General features: G+C 68.5%; 17 protein-coding genes. 14 read left to right on the plus strand and 3 right to left on the minus strand.

What is annotated here, in order from left to right:
* Positions 1-2: 2 nt before the first annotated feature.
* Positions 3-1,313, minus strand: a complete 1,311-nt coding sequence (aspS, locus tag AB0367_RS00135) for an aspartate--tRNA(Asn) ligase (RefSeq protein WP_366223948.1) — start codon at positions 1,311-1,313, stop codon at positions 3-5.
* 237 nt (positions 1,314-1,550) lie between these two features.
* On the opposite strand from aspS, the gene AB0367_RS00140 reads away from it, so the two are divergent.
* The 7 genes from AB0367_RS00140 to AB0367_RS00170 all read left to right on the plus strand — a co-directional run bounded on the left by AB0367_RS00140 (position 1,551) and on the right by AB0367_RS00170 (position 7,908).
* Positions 1,551-2,171, plus strand: coding sequence for a M15 family metallopeptidase (locus tag AB0367_RS00140; protein WP_366223949.1), 621 nt, complete (start codon positions 1,551-1,553; stop codon positions 2,169-2,171).
* Positions 2,168-3,301: an alanine racemase gene (gene alr / locus AB0367_RS00145; protein WP_366223950.1), complete on the plus strand. Its 1,134-nt coding sequence runs from the start codon at positions 2,168-2,170 to the stop codon at positions 3,299-3,301. The genes AB0367_RS00140 and alr overlap by 4 nt, the downstream gene beginning before the upstream one ends.
* Positions 3,298-4,248 (plus strand): D-alanine--D-alanine ligase, encoded by a 951-nt coding sequence (locus AB0367_RS00150; RefSeq protein ID WP_366223951.1) that lies wholly within the window; start codon positions 3,298-3,300, stop codon positions 4,246-4,248. Before alr ends, AB0367_RS00150 begins: the two co-directional genes overlap by 4 nt.
* Before the next feature lie 100 nt (positions 4,249-4,348).
* Positions 4,349-5,596, plus strand: a complete 1,248-nt coding sequence (locus tag AB0367_RS00155; protein ID WP_366223952.1) for a histidine kinase — start codon at positions 4,349-4,351, stop codon at positions 5,594-5,596.
* Positions 5,593-6,255, plus strand: coding sequence for a response regulator transcription factor (locus AB0367_RS00160; protein WP_366223953.1), 663 nt, complete (start codon positions 5,593-5,595; stop codon positions 6,253-6,255). The genes AB0367_RS00155 and AB0367_RS00160 overlap by 4 nt, the downstream gene beginning before the upstream one ends.
* Positions 6,256-6,478: 223 nt before the next feature.
* Positions 6,479-6,931, plus strand: coding sequence for a hypothetical protein (locus AB0367_RS00165; protein ID WP_366223954.1), 453 nt, complete (start codon positions 6,479-6,481; stop codon positions 6,929-6,931).
* Between the two features lie 59 nt (positions 6,932-6,990).
* Positions 6,991-7,908 carry an aldo/keto reductase gene (locus tag AB0367_RS00170; protein WP_366223955.1) on the plus strand — a complete coding sequence of 306 codons (918 nt, stop codon included), beginning with the start codon at positions 6,991-6,993 and terminating at the stop codon, positions 7,906-7,908.
* On the opposite strand, the gene AB0367_RS00175 is transcribed toward AB0367_RS00170, so the two are convergent.
* Positions 7,888-8,721: a DeoR/GlpR family DNA-binding transcription regulator gene (locus AB0367_RS00175; protein ID WP_366223956.1), complete on the minus strand. Its 834-nt coding sequence runs from the start codon at positions 8,719-8,721 to the stop codon at positions 7,888-7,890. The genes AB0367_RS00170 and AB0367_RS00175 overlap by 21 nt on opposite strands.
* A gap of 296 nt (positions 8,722-9,017) precedes the next feature.
* Here AB0367_RS00175 and AB0367_RS00180 point away from each other — a divergent pair, with 296 nt between their 5' ends.
* The 6 genes from AB0367_RS00180 (at position 9,018) to AB0367_RS00205 (ending at position 15,227) form a co-directional block, all read left to right on the plus strand.
* On the plus strand, positions 9,018-10,307 hold the full coding sequence (locus tag AB0367_RS00180; protein ID WP_366223957.1) for a sugar ABC transporter substrate-binding protein: 1,290 nt from the start codon (positions 9,018-9,020) through the stop codon (positions 10,305-10,307).
* A 55-nt stretch (positions 10,308-10,362) separates the two neighbouring features.
* The gene (locus AB0367_RS00185) at positions 10,363-11,307 is read left to right on the plus strand and encodes a sugar ABC transporter permease (RefSeq protein ID WP_366223958.1); all 945 of its coding nucleotides are present in this window, start codon (positions 10,363-10,365) and stop codon (positions 11,305-11,307) included.
* 5 nt (positions 11,308-11,312) lie between these two features.
* The gene (locus tag AB0367_RS00190) at positions 11,313-12,155 is read left to right on the plus strand and encodes a carbohydrate ABC transporter permease (protein WP_366223959.1); all 843 of its coding nucleotides are present in this window, start codon (positions 11,313-11,315) and stop codon (positions 12,153-12,155) included.
* Between the two features lie 63 nt (positions 12,156-12,218).
* On the plus strand, positions 12,219-13,082 hold the full coding sequence (locus AB0367_RS00195) for a ketose-bisphosphate aldolase (protein ID WP_366223960.1): 864 nt from the start codon (positions 12,219-12,221) through the stop codon (positions 13,080-13,082).
* 1 nt (position 13,083) lies between these two features.
* The gene (locus AB0367_RS00200) at positions 13,084-14,280 is read left to right on the plus strand and encodes an ADP-dependent glucokinase/phosphofructokinase (RefSeq protein WP_366223961.1); all 1,197 of its coding nucleotides are present in this window, start codon (positions 13,084-13,086) and stop codon (positions 14,278-14,280) included.
* Positions 14,277-15,227: a class I mannose-6-phosphate isomerase gene (locus AB0367_RS00205; protein ID WP_366223962.1), complete on the plus strand. Its 951-nt coding sequence runs from the start codon at positions 14,277-14,279 to the stop codon at positions 15,225-15,227. Before AB0367_RS00200 ends, AB0367_RS00205 begins: the two co-directional genes overlap by 4 nt.
* 47 nt (positions 15,228-15,274) lie before the next feature.
* Here AB0367_RS00205 and AB0367_RS00210 read toward each other — a convergent pair whose 3' ends face one another.
* Positions 15,275-16,030: an aminoglycoside phosphotransferase family protein gene (locus AB0367_RS00210; RefSeq protein ID WP_366223963.1), complete on the minus strand. Its 756-nt coding sequence runs from the start codon at positions 16,028-16,030 to the stop codon at positions 15,275-15,277.
* Between AB0367_RS00210 and AB0367_RS00215 the strand changes: the two genes are divergently transcribed.
* Positions 15,974-17,182: an alpha/beta hydrolase gene (locus AB0367_RS00215; protein WP_366223964.1), complete on the plus strand. Its 1,209-nt coding sequence runs from the start codon at positions 15,974-15,976 to the stop codon at positions 17,180-17,182. The genes AB0367_RS00210 and AB0367_RS00215 overlap by 57 nt on opposite strands.
* Positions 17,183-17,188 lie beyond the last annotated feature (6 nt).

The raw sequence follows: 17,188 nt of genomic DNA on the forward strand, positions 1-17,188 counted from the left end.
CGTCAGGGTTCGAGCCGGTTCGGGCCGCGGAACAGGAAGGTCACGTCCCGGATGCTGCCCAGGCCGAGGAGCACCATGAGGAAGCGGTTGAGGCCGAGACCGAAACCACCGTGCGGCGGCGTGCCGTAGCGGAAGACGTTGAGGTAGTCGCGCATGGGCTCGGTGTTCATGCCCTTCTCGGCGGCCTGCGCCACGAGCACGTCGTAGCGGTGTTCGCGCTGGGCGCCCGTAGTGATCTCCAGACCCTTCCACAGCAGGTCGAAGCTCTTCGTCACCTGCGGGTCGTCCGCCTCGCGCATGTGGTAGAACGGCCGGACCGAGATCGGGTACTGCGTCACGAAAACGAACTCGTGCCCATATTCCTCGCGGACGTGGGCCGAGAGGAGCCGCTCGCCGGCCGGGTCGAGGTCGCCCTTGGCCTTGGTCGGGGTCCAGCCCGCCTTCTCCAGCACCTCGCGCGCCTGGGCCATCGTCAGCCGCGGGAAGGGCAGCTCCGGCACCACGACGTCGACGTCGTAGGTCTCCCGGATCAGGTCGCCGTAGCGCTCCTTGACCTTCTCGAGCGTGTGCCGCAGCATGCGCTCCTCGAACTGCATCACGTCCTCGACGTCGTCGATCCAGGCGATCTCGACATCGACGCCAGTAAATTCAGTGGAATGCCGCGACGTGAACGACGGCTCGGCCCGGAACACGGGCCCGATCTCGAAGGTGCGCTCGATACCGGCACCGATGGTCATCTGCTTAAAGAATTGCGGCGACTGCGCGAGATACGCCTTGCGGCCGAAGTATTCCAGCGCGAACACCTCGGCGCCGGACTCCGAGGCCGTGCCCATCAGCTTCGGGGTGTGCATCTCGGTGAAGCCCTCGGCATACGCCTGCTCCCGCATGCCCTGCTCGACGCAGGTCTGGATGGCGAAGACGTGCCGCTGCTGAGGCCGCATGCGCACGTCGAGGAAGCGCCAGTCCTGCTGCACCTCCGGGCCGGACTCGAGGTCGATCGGCAGCGGCGTCTCGGCGGTGGCGAGGACCTCGATCTTCTCGGGAATCAGTTCGAGGCCACCAAGGTTCACGATCTCGTTCGCCTTCACGAGGCCGGTGATGGCGACCGCGGACTGCGGGGTCAGCCCCTCCAGCGCCTGCTCGATCGGGTCGTCCTCACCGCCGCGGCGGTGCGTCACCTGCAATGACCCAGACGGATCCCGCACGATCACGAACTGCATCTTCCGTTGCAGGCGCAGTGCTTGTACCCAGCCGCAAATGCGAACGACCTGCCCGACATGATCACGGAGTTGGCCGATCTCGGTTCTAGTCACGATTTCCCGCTTCCTTGGTACGCATGATCGCGTGACGCCTCGGCAGGATTATCTCAGATCGGGCTGGTCGAGCCAGGTGCGGGCAGCCGAGGCACACCGGCCGGACCATGGCCTTGATCGTGCGTCGCGGGCGCCGCCGGTGACCTCCTCCCGCGGGCCCGACGGCTCAGCCTTGAGGACCATTGATCGGCACCTCGGACGGAGGCACCGCGGGAGCGCGCCGGTCAGGGTGGTGCCGTGACCCTCCTGCTGTCTGATCCACGCGTGTCCGCTGTTCCGGTTCATGGTGTCGATGAGCCGCTGGTCGCTCTCGACCGCGGGTTCGGACCGGCCAGGGCCTTTGTGCGTCGCGAGCTGGCCATCCGGCTGGAGTCCGCGCGGGCCGCCCTACCGCCGGGGATCTTCCTGCGGGTGGTGGAGGGCTACCGCCCTTCGCATCGGCAGCAGGCGATCATCGAGCGCTACTCGGCCGAGATTCGTACCGAACATCCCGATATTACCGATCCCGAGCTTCGCGTGCTGACCAGCCGGTTCGTGGCCCCGTTGGAGGTGGCGCCCCACGTGGCCGGCGCCGCCGTCGACCTGACGCTCGTCGACTCGCACGGCAATGAACTCGACCTGGGCACGCCGATCGATGCCACCCCGGAACAATCCGGTGGACGCTGCTACTTCGCCGCCGAAGGGATCAGCGCCCTGGCACGAGCCAACCGCGAGCTGCTCGCCCGGGTGCTAGGCCGGGAAGGGCTGGTCAACTATCCCACCGAATGGTGGCATTACTCGTACGGTGACCGCTATTGGGCCCTGGCGACCGGAGCCGGCGCCGCGCTGTACGGCCCGGTGCTCAGTGGCGCCGCATGAGTGTGCTCGCGCCGAGGCCGCGTACCGCATCCGGCCGGGCCATTCTCGAGGTCGACCTGGCGGCCGTCACCGCCAACGTGCGCACCATCAAGTCCCGGACGGCCGGCGAGGTGATGGCGGTGGTCAAGGCCAACGGCTTCGGCCACGGTCAGGTGGACGTCGCGCGTGCCGCACTCGCCGGCGGAGCGACCCGTTTCGGTGTCACCAGCATTGACGAGGCTCTGTCGCTGCGCGCCGCGGGCCTGACCGAGCGTGTGCTGAGCTGGCTCAACCCGGTCGGCGCCGACTTCGCCACCGCGCTTGACCAGCACATCGAACTCGGCGTTCCAGGCCTGGAGCACCTGCGCGCGATCGCCCGCAGCGCGCCTGGGGCGCGTATCCATCTCCAGCTGGACACCGGCATGGGGCGCGATGGTGCCGAACCCGCCGAGTGGGAACGCCTGTGCCGTGAGGCCCGCGAAGCCGAGCGGTGCGGACAGGTCCACGTCGTCGGGATCATGGGTCACCTGCCCTGCGCCGATCATCCCGGCCACCCCGCCAACGCGGCGGGCCGCGACCGGTTCGCCTGGGGATCGCGTGTGGCCAGGTCCGCCGGGCTGCGCCCGGCGGACCACCATCTGGCCGCGACCGCCGCCACCCTCTCGGACCCGCTTGCCCACCACACCATGAGCCGTATCGGCGCGGGCCTGGTCGGCATTGACGAATCGGGCACGGTACGGCTGCGACCCGCCCTGACCCTGACCGCCCCGCTGGTGAGCGTCCGCAGCGTGCCGGCCGGCACACCGGTCGGCTACGGGCACACCTGGACAACGCCGCGCCCGACCCGGCTGGGTCTGATCCCGGTCGGCTACGCCGACGGCCTGCCCCGGCTCGCCTCCCACCGCGCGGAGGTCTGGGTCCGCGGGGCGCGCCGGCCCGTCGTCGGCCGGATCTCCATGGACATGACCGTCGTCGACCTCGGCCTCGACCCGCTGGCGCCGCCCGTGACCGTCGACGACATCGTGACCGTCTTCGGCCCGGGCGACCACGGCGAGCCGACCACAGCAGAATGGGCCCGGTGGGCCCAGACCCTCGAACACGAGATCGTCACGGGTCTCAGCGCCCGCCCGCTACGAAGGAGTGCCCCATGACCAGCATTCGCCTCGCCGTCATCGGTGGCGGCCGCAACTGCGAACACGAGGTTTCCCTTGCCTCGGCCGCCGCGGTCGCCGAAGCCCTTGCCGAGGCCGGATACGACGTCGTTCGCCTCACCATCGATCCCGAAGGCGTCTGGCGGGACCGGGAGAACCACCCGATCGGCCTGGCCGGGGCGGTTCATGCGCTGGGCTCCTGCGCGGCGGTGTTCCCGGTGCTGCATGGTCCGCACGGTGAGGACGGCACGCTCGCGGCGCTGTGCGATCTGGCGGACGTGCCATGTGTGGGTTCGCCACTGGGCGCGGGAGCGCTGGCTATGGACAAGTGGGTGACCAAGCTCGTCGCCGGTGCCGTGGGTATCGACACCGCGCCGGCTCAGTTGCTCACCCGGCGCACCGCGGCGTCGTACACCTTCAACCGCCCGGTCGTCGTCAAACCCGTCGCCGCCGGGTCCAGCCACGGCGTGACCCTCGTGCGCGGTGCCGCCGGGCTGACCGCGGCCCTGGACGCCGCGTTCGCCCTCGACGACCGGGTCCTCGTGGAGGATGTCGTGGTCGGTCGCGAGATCGACGTGGCCGTGCTGGGCCGGCCCGACGGATCGCGGATGGTGGCGCCGCCGCTGGAGATCGTCGTCCCCGACGGCGAGATCTTCGACCATGCCGCCAAGTACGCCGGCTCGCCGCAGTTCCTTCTCCCGGCCCCACTGGATGAGGCGGCCCGCAAGGACCTCGAGCGGGCGGCGGTGGACATGTACGACGCGCTGGGCTGCGCCGGCCTCGCCCGGGTCGACTTCTTCCTGACCGAGCGGGGGCCGGTCCTCAATGAGGTCAACACGATGCCCGGCTTCACCGCGCAGTCGCAGGCGCCGCGGATGTTCGCCGCCCTCGGGATGTCCTTCCATGAGCTGCTCGATCTTCTGGTACGCGATGTGCTGTCCGGATGATCGCCGGTTCGCTGCGTGGCGACCGTCACCGGCTTTGCCGGTGCACCCCCCAAGGTGGTTCCCTTGCCGGGACCTTCCCCCCACGTAGCTGGACGGACGGATGAGCGAAACAGGGTGGCGCCCCTGGCTGCCCGGGGCGATCGCGGCGTTCGCCGTGCTCGTGATCGGCTTCATCGAGGCGTACCTGACGTGGGCGATCCCAGGTGGCCGTAGGGACGGCTTCACCCTGGCGATCGGCGTGGCGGCCGCGGTCGGCCTGTGCCGTCGCGCGCCGGGCGCCGCGCTTGGAGTCGTCTGGGCGATGGGCCTGTTCCACGTGGTCAACGGCGTGCCGATCATGCTGTCCGAATTCGCGCTGACCGCCGTGTTCTTCGCCGGCGCCCGGTGGGGCAGCACCGCGACCGTGGTGCTGAGTGCGCTTTCTGTGCCACTGGCCGTGGTCGTGGCATTCGTGCTTCACGATGGTGCGATTGTCATCTTCGACCTGCTCCTCGGCGGTTCGAAGCTGGGCGTCATCGTCGGCTACGGACCGACGGCCAGGCTGGCCCTGTCGCTCGTCGGGCTGCTGCTGGTCGCCGGCCCTTGGCCGGCGGGCCTGGTCATGCGTTTCCTTGAACGGGCGAGCACCTCGCGGGAGTCCATGCTCGCCGCCGAGGAGGCCGCCGCCGGGGCCTGGCGCGAGACGGAACATGCCCGTGAGATCGCACATCTGCGTGACCAGCAGACCCGGCTCGCCCGCGACGTCCACGATGTCGTCGGCCACTCGCTCGCGGTGATCCTGGCCCAGGCCGAGTCCGGGCAGTACCTGCAGGACACCGCGGAGCTGAAGCAGACCCTGCAGACGATCGCGACCTCGGCGCGTTCCTCCCTGCAAGACGTGCGCCAGGTGCTCTCCTCCACCCAGCAGGCGAGCACCAGGCCCGGCGACGTCGGCAGGTTCGACGGTCTCATCGACGGGGTGCGCAGCAGCGGACATGAGATCGTCGCGACGGAGCTGGGCACACCGCATCAGCTGCCACGCGAAACCGAGGCGGTGGCCTACCGGGTGTTGCAGGAGATGCTGACCAATGCGATCAAGCACGGCCGGCGGGACCAGCCGATCGTGGCCGAGCGGCACTGGCCAGCGGCGCAGGCGGCCGGTGGCTTCGCCGACACCTTGCGGATAGAGGTGAGCAACATGGCGGAGGCTTCCCCTCAGACTGACGGCGTTGCCGGGCGCGGTTTGGACGGTATGCGACGCCGGCTCGAATCCATCGGCGGCCACCTCGACGTGCGCCGCCGCGAGCAGCCTGCCGGGACGACCTTCACCGTGACCGCGTGGGTGCCGGTGCAGGGCGGAGCGCGATGAGCGACGAGATCACGGTGCTGCTCGTCGATGATCAGAAGCTCTTCCGGGAAGGGGTACGCGTCATCGTCGACGCCCAGGACGGCATGCGCGTGGTCGGCGCGGCCGGCGACGGGATCGAGGCGGTCAGGCTGGTCGAGCAGTTGCAGCCCGACGTCGTGCTGATGGACATCCGGATGCCCGAGATGGACGGCGTGGAGGCGAGCCGGCAGATCTTCGCCCCCGAGCGGGTCGCGCAACGGACCAAGCCTGTACGGGTGATCGTGCTGACCACCTTCAACCTCGACGACCGGGCGGCGACCGCGATCCGCCACGGCGCCAGCGGCTTTCTCCTCAAGGACACCACGCCGCTGATGCTGCGCGACGCGATCCGTACCGTCTACAGCGGTAACGCCGTCCTCGCCCCGCAGGACCTCGCCACCTTGCTGGACAAGCAGTTCCAGGCCGAAGCGCCGCCGCCCGCGGCGTTTCTGGGGCTGACGGACAAGGAGCGCGAGGTGTTCACCGCTGTGGCCAGTGGGCTGTCCAACGCGGAGATCGCCGGGACCGTGTTCGCCAGTGAGTCCACGGTCAAAACCCATGTCGGCGCCATCCTTCGCAAGCTCGCGCTTCGCGACCGGGTGCAGATCGTCGTGTTCGCCTACGAGCACGGCCTGGTGTAGTACGGCAGTCACGGTTACGGCACCACAGGCCGGCGCTACGCGCCGGTGTTCGTCGGCGCGGCGGACGGACTGACCCCCGCGAGGATCCGGCCCGGCCGCCTTCCGGTTATCCGGTTGGAAGCCGGGCCGGTATCGCCCCAAGCATGCCGCTGCGATCGTGACGGCCGGCGGATTGTGGGTGATCATGCGTGATGTGGTTGTCCGCTGTGGCTACCCTGGCAGCATGCTGCAGGCCAGGAGGACCAGCGTCTGGCGGAGCCGTTACGAGGTCGTCGCCGACGGCCGCACGGTGATCACGTGGGACGGCGCGCTGTGGAACAACGGCGGCGATTTCACGCTCGACGGCCGGCGCTACGAGGTGCGCGGCAATGTCTGGGGCAGCCGGTTCACCATGGTCGACGGATCCGGCGCGCAGGTAGCCCGGGCCGAGCGGGTCGGCCGCAAGCAGTGGACCGTCGAGGCAGCCGGCCGGGCGTATCACTTCCGGCGCTCCTCGATCTTCGGCACCGAGCAGGAACTGGTCACCGACGGGCGTCGGGTCGGCTCGGTGCGGCGCACCAGCGTCTGGCGCGGTGACGTCGCCGCCGACCTGCCCGGCCTGCCGCTGCCGGTGCAGATCTTCGTGCTCGGCGTGGTCATCACGATGTGGGACGCCCAGGCCGCCGCGGCCAGCTGATATACAGGTAAGGAACGAGGCGCCGAGGGCGAGCTGCGGCCAGGGCGTTGGATGGGACCATGGAAATCGTCGATCGCCTGGTGGGAGCCTCCCGGATCGGGCTGGGGCTGGCGGCCGTCGGCCGCCCGGGCTATATCAATCTCGGACGCGCCGCGGACCTGCCCGCCGAACGGACGGTCGCGGCGATGCGCGCACGTGCTCACGATCTCCTCGATCGGGCGTACGCGGCCGGCATCAGGTATTTCGACGTCGCCCGCTCCTACGGCCGGGCCGAAGAATTCCTGGCCCAGTGGCTGGACACCCGGCCGACCGCCGGCGATGTCGTCGTCGGCAGCAAGTGGGGCTACACCTACACGGCCGGGTGGCGGATCGACGCCGAGGTGCACGAGGTCAAGGACCACGGCGCCGCCACCTTCGACCGGCAGCTCGTCGAGACCCGGGCCCTGCTTGGCGACCGCCTCGACCTCTACCAGATCCACTCGCTCACCCCGGACAGCCCCGCGCTGCACGACGCGGCCCTGCACCGCCGGCTCGCCGACCTCGCCGCGCAGGGCACGGTGATCGGGCTGTCGACCAGCGGCCCCGCGCAGGCCGAGGCGATCCGGGCCGCGCTCGGCGTGCGGGTCGGCGGACGGCCCTTGTTCCGCAGCGTGCAGGCCACCTGGAATCTCCTGGAGCCCAGTGCCGGCCCAGCGCTCGCCGAGGCGCATGACGCGGGATGCCTGGTCATCGTCAAGGAGGCGCTCGCCAACGGCCGTCTCGCCGTGGGCGAGCACGCGCCCGGCGATGCCGCCGCGCTCGCGGCGGTGCTGCATCAGCCCTGGGCGAGCATCGTGCTGTCCGGGGCCGCGACCGGTGACCAGCTGGCCTCGAACCTGCGAGCGGAGGAGCTCACCGTCGACCCCGCCCGGTGCGAAGACCTGGCGATGCCCGCCACCCGTTACTGGCAGGAACGCTCACGCCTGCCGTGGCGCTAGGGCCTTGGCGGGGGTGATCAGCTCCACGCCGCTCGCCTTGAGGGCGTCCCGCAGGTCGGGTGGCGGCGTGGTGTCGGTGATCAGGTAGTCGGCGGCACCGAGCTCCGACACCTGGGCGAACAGGCGGCGGCCGAACTTGGTGGAGTCGGCGAGGATCGCCACGCGGGCCGCGCGGGCGATCATCTCCTGCATCATCGCGGCCTCGGCGAGGTTGCTCGTCGTGTAGCCGGCGTCGGCGGAGATCGCGCCGACGCCGATCAGCGCCAGATCGCAGCTGATGTCCAGCTCAGCGCCGGTGTTGGCGCGGAAGCTGACCGGGCCGATCGTGGCGAGGGTGAGCGCGCGCACCGCGCCGCCGAAGATGTAGATGTCGCGGATGGCCGTGGGCGGGAGCGCGCCCGGCACCAGCAGATTGTTCGTCGCCACCGTGAGGTCGCGGTGCTGGCCGAGGTTGCGGGCGAGCGCGAGGGTGGTCGTCCCGCCGTTGATCATGATGGTCGAGCCGTCCTGGACCAGGGCCGCGGCCAGCGCCGCGATCTTCTCCTTCTCCTGCTCCTGCACGGTGAGCCGCTGGTCGACGGCGCGGTCGGTGCGGAAGACCGTGGACAGGCTGACGGCGCCGCCATACGTGCGCACGAGGATGCCTTCGGCGGCCAGCTGATCGAGATCACGCCGCACGGTGTCGATGGAGACACTGAAGCGCTCCGCGAGCTCGCCTACCGTGACCTGGCCAGTGTCGGCAACATACGCGGCCAGCTGAGCCTTGCGTCCGGCAGGTAGGTGGCGCTGCCTCTCGTCCCTGCCAACGCTCACTGATTCCTCCTTGTCAGTGCAGCAGTATGCCACAAATCCGTGTGCACTGAGCATGTCGCTGCGTAGAGCCGCGAAGAGCTGCACTTCTGGGCAGGGCTGCTCGAAGATCGGTTCCAGCTGGGCAAACTACAGCTCGGAGGGTGACCTCGGGATGCCAGGCTCTGCCTCATAGCGCAACAGTATGCCGTACTTCGCAGCTTTCTGCTGTTCTTCTCTTGTCTTCATCTGTAACCCGCTGCTAACGTGGCGCCAACACAGCACAGAACAGAAAGATCTCGATATAGAAGGAGCTCGCCATGGCAGTTCGTGCAACCCGGCTGAAGCGAGTGATAGGGGCGGTGACGGCGGCTTCGACGATCGCGTTCGTGGCGGCGTGCGGCTCGGGCGACTCGGGCGACACCGCCTCGGGCGGCACCGTGACGCTGGAGTTCGCCCAGTGGTGGGGGGCCGAGCTTCCGGCCGGTGAGTTCGACAAGATCGTCAACGATTTCACGGCACAGAACCCGAACATCAAGATCAAGCTGCTGAGCGCGCCGTACGCGTCGACCAAGCAGCAACTGGTCACCGGCGCCGCGTCGAAGACCCTGCCCGACGTGGTGGGCCTCGACGGCGCCTGGGTTAACGACTTCGCCAAGCAGGGTGCGATCACCGATCTGTCCAAGCTGATGGCCGACGCGAACTACGACGCCGGCCAGCTCACCAGCCAGGTGCAGGTCAAGGACAAGACCTACATGATCCCGGTGGTCAACTTCGTCTACCCGCTCTTCGTCAACAAGGACCTGCTCACCAAGGCCGGCGTCGCCGAGGTGCCCGCCACGCGCACCCAGTTCCTCGACGCGGCCAAGAAGATCACCGCGACCGGCGGCGACGTGAAGGGCTGGGTGCTCCCGCTCGACACCGCCGTCCCCAACGGCATCCAGAACGACGTCATGTCCTGGCTCTGGGCGTCCGGCGGCAGCATGCTGGACAAGGGCAAGCCCAACCTGACCAGTGCGCCGGTCAAGAGCACGGTCGAGTACGTGAAGAGCCTGAACGACGCAGGCGTCATCGCCCCCGGCTCGCTCACCATGAAAGAGCAGGACAAGGTCGAGAAGTTCACCAACGGCCAGGTCGGCATGATGATCGACTCGCTCGCGCACATCAACCTGATCAAGAAGAACAAGCCGGACCTGAAGTTCGAGGTGGCGGCCCTGCCGGCCGAGGACGGCTACTCCGGCCACCGCGGCATCCCGTATGCGTCGTGGGGCATCGGCATCTCCAACTCCACCAAGCACAAGGCCGAGGCGTTCAAGTTCGTGTCCTACCTGCTCAGCCAGGAGACCAACGCGAAGCTGAGCACGCTCGCGAACGGCTTCCCGGGCAACAAGAACGCCAAGCCCGACTTCAGCAACAGTGACCCGCTGTTCAAGACCGCTTTCGACATCTACCAGCAGGGCTACCCGGCCAACGAGTTCGTCGGCCTGCCCAAGTCCGAGGACCTGATGCGCAGCTTCGACGAGCAGCTCCAGCTCGTGCTGACCGGCAAGACGACTGTCGCCGACGCTCTCGCCAAGGCGCAGGAGTCCTGGTCCTCGGTGATCGAGTAGTCCGCCCGGGCGCCGTGCCGGTCCGCCGGCGCGGCGCCCGACCAAGGAGACAGCGATGACATCCACGACGGCACCGAAAACCGCGGTGCCCACCGAGGGGCAGGTCACACCCGGCCGGACCCGTTCCACCCTGGCCCGGCGCCTGATCCCGTACGGCTATCTGTCCCCTACGGCGCTTTTGATCGTGGTCCTGATGGTGGTCCCCATCATCATGGTGATCAGCTACTCGTTCCGGGACAACGTGATCGTCCAGGAGAACTCGGTGTTCGCCGGGTTCGCCAACTACACCAAGGTGCTCACCGACCCGGACTTCCTGACCGCGCTGAAGAACACCGCCATCTTCATCTCGGTCAGCGCCGTGGCCCACCTGGTTCTCGGCCTGGCCTTCGCGATGATGCTCAACACCCAGTTGCTGAGCGGGGTCACCAAGGCCATCTTCCGGATCGTCTACATCCTGCCCTGGCTGTTCACGATCGCGGTGATCGCCGTCATCTGGCGGCTGCTGCTCGACCCGTCCGGCGTGGTCAACTACGTGCTGCGCACGCTGGGGCTCATTCAGGAGGGCGTGAACTGGCTCGGTGACCCGGGCATCGCGCTCTGGGCGATCACGTTCGTCAACATCTGGTCCGGCTACCCGTTCTTCATGATCAGCCTGCTCGCCGCGTTGCAGGGCATCCCCAACGACCTGTACGAAGCGGCCGCCGTGGACGGGACGAACTGGTTCCAGCGGTTCCTGCACGTGACGCTGCCCCAGCTGCGGCCGGTGATCGTCAGCATGGCGGTGCTCGACCTGATCTGGACGTCACAGCAGTTCGCACTGATCTGGATGACGACCGGCGGCGGGCCGCTGCACGCCACCGAGATGCTCAGCACGTACACCTATAAGCAGGCCTTCAGCGAGTACGAGTTCGCGACCGCGTCCGCCGCCGCCGTGATCGTGCTGCTGCTGACGATGGTCCTGGCCTTCTTCTACGTACGCCAGCAGCAAAGGGAGCGGTGAGACGCGTGGCCACTGTCAAGACCCGTCGCGCCCTCGCCAAGGCCGGCGTCATCACCGGGCTCGTCATCGGCGGGCTGTTCGCCGGCCTGCCGGTCCTGTGGATGCTGTCCACCTCGTTCAAGAGCAACGGGGAGGTCTTTCAGAACCCGCCGAAGCTCATCACCGAGAGCTTCTCGCTCGACGCCTACCGGGCGATCCTGGGCAGCGGTGCCCAGCTGCGGTTCTTCCTCAACAGCTACATCGTCGCCTTCGCGGTCACCATCCTGACGCTGCTGGTGGCCGTCCTGGCCGGGTTCGCGTTCAGCCGCTTCACGTTCCCGTTCTCCAAGACCATCAACGCCGTGATCGTCAGTGTCCAGGCCGTGCCGCCGATCACGCTCGTCATTCCGTACTTCGGGCTCGTCGTCGCGCTCGGCCTGTACAACACCTATCCCGGCCTGATCCTCACGCACATGGTGTTCACCCTTCCGTACGCGGTCATCATGATCACCGCATACCTGAACACGCTGCCACGAGCACTGGACGAGTCCGTCAAGGTCGACGGCGGCACCAACTGGACCGTGCTGTGGCGCATTCTGGTGCCGATCTCGGTGCCCGGTCTGATCGCGGTCGGGGTCTACACGTTCATGCTCTCGTGGAACGAGTACCTGTTCGCGCTGACGCTGACCCGTACCGACGACATGCGCACCGTGCCGATCGGCATCCAGCTGCTCATGGGCCAGCACTCGTACGAGTGGAACCAGATGATGGCGATGAGCATCCTCGGGTCCATTCCGGTCCTCGTCCTCTTCCTCGTGTTCCAGCGACGTTTCATCGGCGGGCTCACCGCCGGCGCCGTCAAGGCCTGACGCACCCGGCACCGCAAAAGGCGGTCAGGCAAAGGCAGTAACCCCAAAAGGAGAAACGCAGAAATGCTGACGACCGGCAAGGCGATCCTGGACGTCGCCAACGAGCACAGCTTCGCCGTGCCCGCCTTCAACATCAGCGACTGGGCGATGCTCAAGGGGATCGTGGAGATCAGCGAGGAGACGAACTCCCCCCTGATCATCGCGATCCACCCGGACGAGGTCCGGCACATCGGCCGCGAGATGATCGCCGGCATCGTCGAGCGGTCGCACAACTCGAGCGTCCCGATCGCGATCCACTGGGATCACGGCGCCACCTACGAGCAGATCCTGCAGGCGATCCAGTACGGCTTCACGTCCGTGATGATCGACGGCTCGCTGAAGCCGTTCGAGGAGAACATCGCGATCACCAAGAAGGTCACCGACTCCGCGCACGTTCTCGGCGTGTCGGTGGAGGGCGAGCTCGGCACGATCGGCGGGAACGACACCTACGCCGAGGCGGGCGCCGCCGAGATCGTCTACACCGACCCCGACGATGCGGTCACGTTCGTCGAGCAGACCGGCGTGGACAGCCTCGCCGTGGCGATCGGCACGTTCCACGGCCTCTACCCGGCCCACCTCAAGCCGGAGTTGAAGCTCGACCTGCTCAAGGAGATCAAGAGCCGGGTGCAGATCCCGCTGGTGCTGCACGGCGGCTCCGGCAACCCGGACGACGAGATCCGAGAAGCCGCGCGGATCGGCATCAACAAGATCAACATCTCCACCGACATCAAGCTCGCCTACCACGACAAGATGCGCGAGGTGCTGGGCAACGACGCGAAGCTGCGCGAGCCGAACGCCATCCAGCCCGCCTGCATCGAGGCCATGAAGGTGGTCGCCGCGCAGAAGATCGAGCTGTTCGGCGCCGCCGGCAAGGGCTCGCTCTACTGACATGGCCGACGCGTCCCGTGTAGTCCTGGGCCTCGGCGGTTGCGTCGACTACGAGTTGAAGCTGACCGCCGGTGTCCTGGAACAGCTTGTCGCCGGGTACGGCATCGTCGCCGCGGAACTGACGTCGCCGGCCAGGGTGACCAGCGAGCGGGACCTCGTGGTGTCGATCCTCGGATACGTGGCCCGGGGCGGAGGCGGCGAGCACTTCGTCGCCTCCGCCCCGGCGCTGCCGACCTTCGCGAACCGGTTCCCGCATCGGGAGACCCTGGGCGGCACCTCGGTGCGGGCCGGGATCCTGATGAGCCGGCTCGGCGTGCCGTCAACGCTGCACCTGGTCAGCGTCAACGACACCTTCCGCCGGCTGCTGCCGGTGGACAGCGAGTACACCAACAGCGGCGCCGGGGACACCTTCTATCCGCACCTGATCGTTCAATACGACAAGGGCCTGCGGGTCCGGGCGAGCGACATCGACATCACCGCGCCGTTCCCGAACCGCCTGATCTACGTCAACGACCCGGCGAACGGCGCCATGCTGCTCACCGGCGATCTCGGCGACCGGCTGGCCAAGGCGGACGTCTTCCTGATCTCTGGACTCAACGCCATGCTCGACGAGGCGGAGCTCGACGAGCGGCTCGCCTCCCTGAAAGGGCACATGCGGCAGCTGCCGTCCGGGGCGGTGACCTACTTCGAGGACGCGGCGTATCACGAGCCCGCCTTCAGCCGCCGGGTCCGCGACGCGCTGCTCGGCGAGATCGACGTGTACGGACTGAACGAGGACGAGCTGCAGTCGTACCTCGGGCGCCCGGTCGACCTGCTCTCGGCCGAGGACGTCGCGGAGGCGCTCACGGCGGTGCACGCGCTCATCCCGGTGCCGACGCTGGTGCTGCACACGAAGTACTGGGCCGCGGCGCTCGGCGCGGGCGAATACGCCGACGCCCTCGACACCGGCACCGTCATGGCCGCCACCCGCTACTGCCACGGCGACGACTTCACCGACGAGGACGTCGAGCGCCTGCGCCGGCTGCCGCGGCGGTCCGAGTCCGTCGCCTTCGCGGCGGCGTTGCGCTCGCACATGGGCAAGGCCGTCGATTGTGTCCCCAGCTTCGCGCTCGACGTCCAGAACCCCACCACCGTCGGGCTCGGCGACACGTTCGTCGGCGGATTCCTCGCCGAGTTAGCCCTGAAGGGAAACCGATGACCGTCGAGGTACTGCCCGCCAACCAGCCCGAGACGTTCTATCGCGGCGCCGGCCGGATCGCCGAGTTCCGCAACGTGCCGGCGCTGCCCGACCGCCCCGAGGACTGGGTGGGCTCGGTGACCAGCCGGTTCGGGCTCGCCCCGTCCGGGCTGTCCACCCTGGCCGACGGCCGCGTGCTGGCCGAGGCGATCGCCGCGGACCCGCGCTGGTGGCTCGGCCCGGAACGCACCGACACCGGCATACTGGTGAAGCTGCTCGACGCCGGTCAGCGGCTGCCCTTGCACGTGCACCCGGACCGTCGCTTCGCCACCGAGCATCTCGCCTCGCCGTACGGGAAGGCCGAGGCCTGGGTGATCATCTCCGCGCGACCCGACGCGTACGTCCATCTGGGCTTCGCCCGCGATGTGGAGGCCGCCGAGCTGGCCGGCTGGGTGCACGGGCAGAAGACCGAGACGATGCTCGCCGCCACCAACAAGATCCCCGTCGCGGCCGGGGACGCGATCCTCTGCCCGGCCGGCCTGCCGCACGCGATCGGCGACGGCATCCTGCTGGTCGAGGTCCAGGAGCCGACCGACTTCTCGGTGCTGCTGGAGTACGAAAGCCTGGGCCTCGCCCCCGGCCACCTGGGCCTCGGCTACGACCTGGCCCTGCAGTGCGTCGACCGCGGCGCCTGGACGCCGTCGCGCCTCGACGAACTGCGCGGTACTGCGGCGCGACTGCTGCCCGAGGCCGCGGACGAGTTCTTCGCCGCCCGCCGCCTGCACGGCGGCGACCGTCTGGAACGTGGCTTCAGCGTTCTGGTCGTGGTGGCCGGCGAGGGTAGGCTGATCGGCGAGAACGATGACCTGTCGCTCCGGCGGGGGGACACGCTGCTGGTTCCGTACGCCGCCGGTCCGGTCCTTCTGAACGGCCAGATCGAGGTGATCCAGCTCTCGGCGTCCGCCTGACGTCTACGGCGACCTACGAACGAGGGCGCCGCGGCCACGGTCGTCTTTCAACCGGATTCCGCGTACTCGCTCAGCACCTCGTCGATGACGCGTTTCGCCTCCGCGGCCGCGGCATGGTCGCTGTGCAGCGCACCGGCGTAGATGATCAATGCCTTCCACAGCGCCCACCCCCGCCCACGGGCCCACGTCATCGGGTCCACGTCGAGCCTGGTGCGGAACGCTTCACGGCTCGCTCCCGACAGGAGTGTCCAGGCGATCACAAGGTCGCACGCGGGGTCGCCGACACCGCAGGTGCCGAAGTCGATGACGGCGGCCAACGCGCCGTCACGGACCAGGAGGTTCCCCAGCGCCACGTCGCCGTGGAACCACACTGGTCGGCTGTCCCAGGGCGCACCCAGCGCCGACTGCCAAACCGCCGTGACCGTGTCCCGGGGTACTCGACCATCGAGCACCTCGACCGCCCGTCGCGTCTGCGCGTCGTAGACCCGCAGCGACGCACCACGGAACCAGTTGTGCGGCCCCGGCTCGGGCCCTCCGGTCGGATCGACGCGTCGCAGCGCGACCAGGAAGGCGGCCAGGCTGTCCGCGAACTCGGTCAGGTCGCCGATAGTGTCGATACCGGCGGGGTCGCCGTCGAGCCACTCATACACCGACCAGTGGAAGGCAAACCCATCGCCGGGCTGGCCCTTCGCCAACGGCTTGGATATTGGTAGCGGTACCCGTGGCGCAAGTATCGGGAGCCATCGGTGCTCCTTGTCGACCGCCAGTGCATACTCCCGAGCAGTGGGCAGCCGTATCGACATGCGGTCACCGAGATGAAAGGTCTGGTTGTCCCAACCGTTGGCCGCGACGGGCCGGACGGGGAGGTGGGCCCACTGCGGGAACTGCCTGGCGATCAGCCGTCGAACCACGCTGGGATCGACCAGGCGGCGATCAGGCAGCGGCACGGTGTCTGGATCCGAGGTCACGCTCACAACGTCACAAGGAAGCCCGATGGCAACCGATTTGAGGTGGTGGATTCCTGCTGTCTGAGCAGCTTGATCTCGCCCAGACTGCAACAACGACCTCTCAAGACTGACACTCGTAGCAAGCCAAGACCGACCCCAAACGAGAAAGTGGAGCCCGTGACCGATTTTCATCCCATTCCCGAACCGCGCACGACGCTCACCCACGCCAACTGCGTGGTCTCGACCCCGCTCGGGTATCGCCCGTTGCACCTCGACCTGCATGTGCCGCCAGGCGATGGCCCGTTCCCGGTCCTGCTCTGGATCCACGGCGGGGGCTGGGTGACCGGCAGCCGGGTATGGACCGTGGATCAGCGGTTCCACGAGCGCATGGTGGCCCGAGGTTACGCCGTCGCCGATGTCGACTACCGGCTGGCGCTGGAGGCCACCTACCCCGCGCAGCAGGCTGACATCAACGCGGCCATCCATTGGCTGCGCCACCATGCCTCGGCGCTGCGAATCGACCCGGGTCGCTTCGCCCTGCTGGGTGAATCAGCCGGTGGTCAGCTCGCGGGGATCGCCGGGCTCACCGGCACCGGTGACGCCGCGGTCCAGGCCGTCATCCTCTGGTACGGCCCAGTCGACCTCTCCAACCTGCGAGACCAGGACGACCCGTTCACGGAACCGGCGGCTCTTCTTGGTGGGCCGCTGGCCGAGCGCACGGCCTTCGCGCGGCTCGCGAGCCCGCTGCATAACATCCACCCGGACGCGCCGCCGTTCCTGCTCGTCCATGGCACCGAGGACGAGACCGTTCCGTTCGCGGAGGCCGTCGGCTTTGCCGAAGCGCTGCGAGCGCAGGGTGTTCGGTGTGACGTGCTGCCCGTCGAAGGCGCGGGTCACGTCTTCACCGGCGCCTCCGTCGAGGTCGGCACCCTCACCGAGGCCGGCGCGGACTTCCTCGACGACGTCTTCAACCGGTTGCGTCCCGATGCGAGCCGTGCCGCTATGTAGGTCGTG

It is taken from the genome of Dactylosporangium sp. NPDC051484 (assembly GCF_040689395.1).
Classification (GTDB): Bacteria; Actinomycetota; Actinomycetes; order Mycobacteriales; family Micromonosporaceae; genus Dactylosporangium.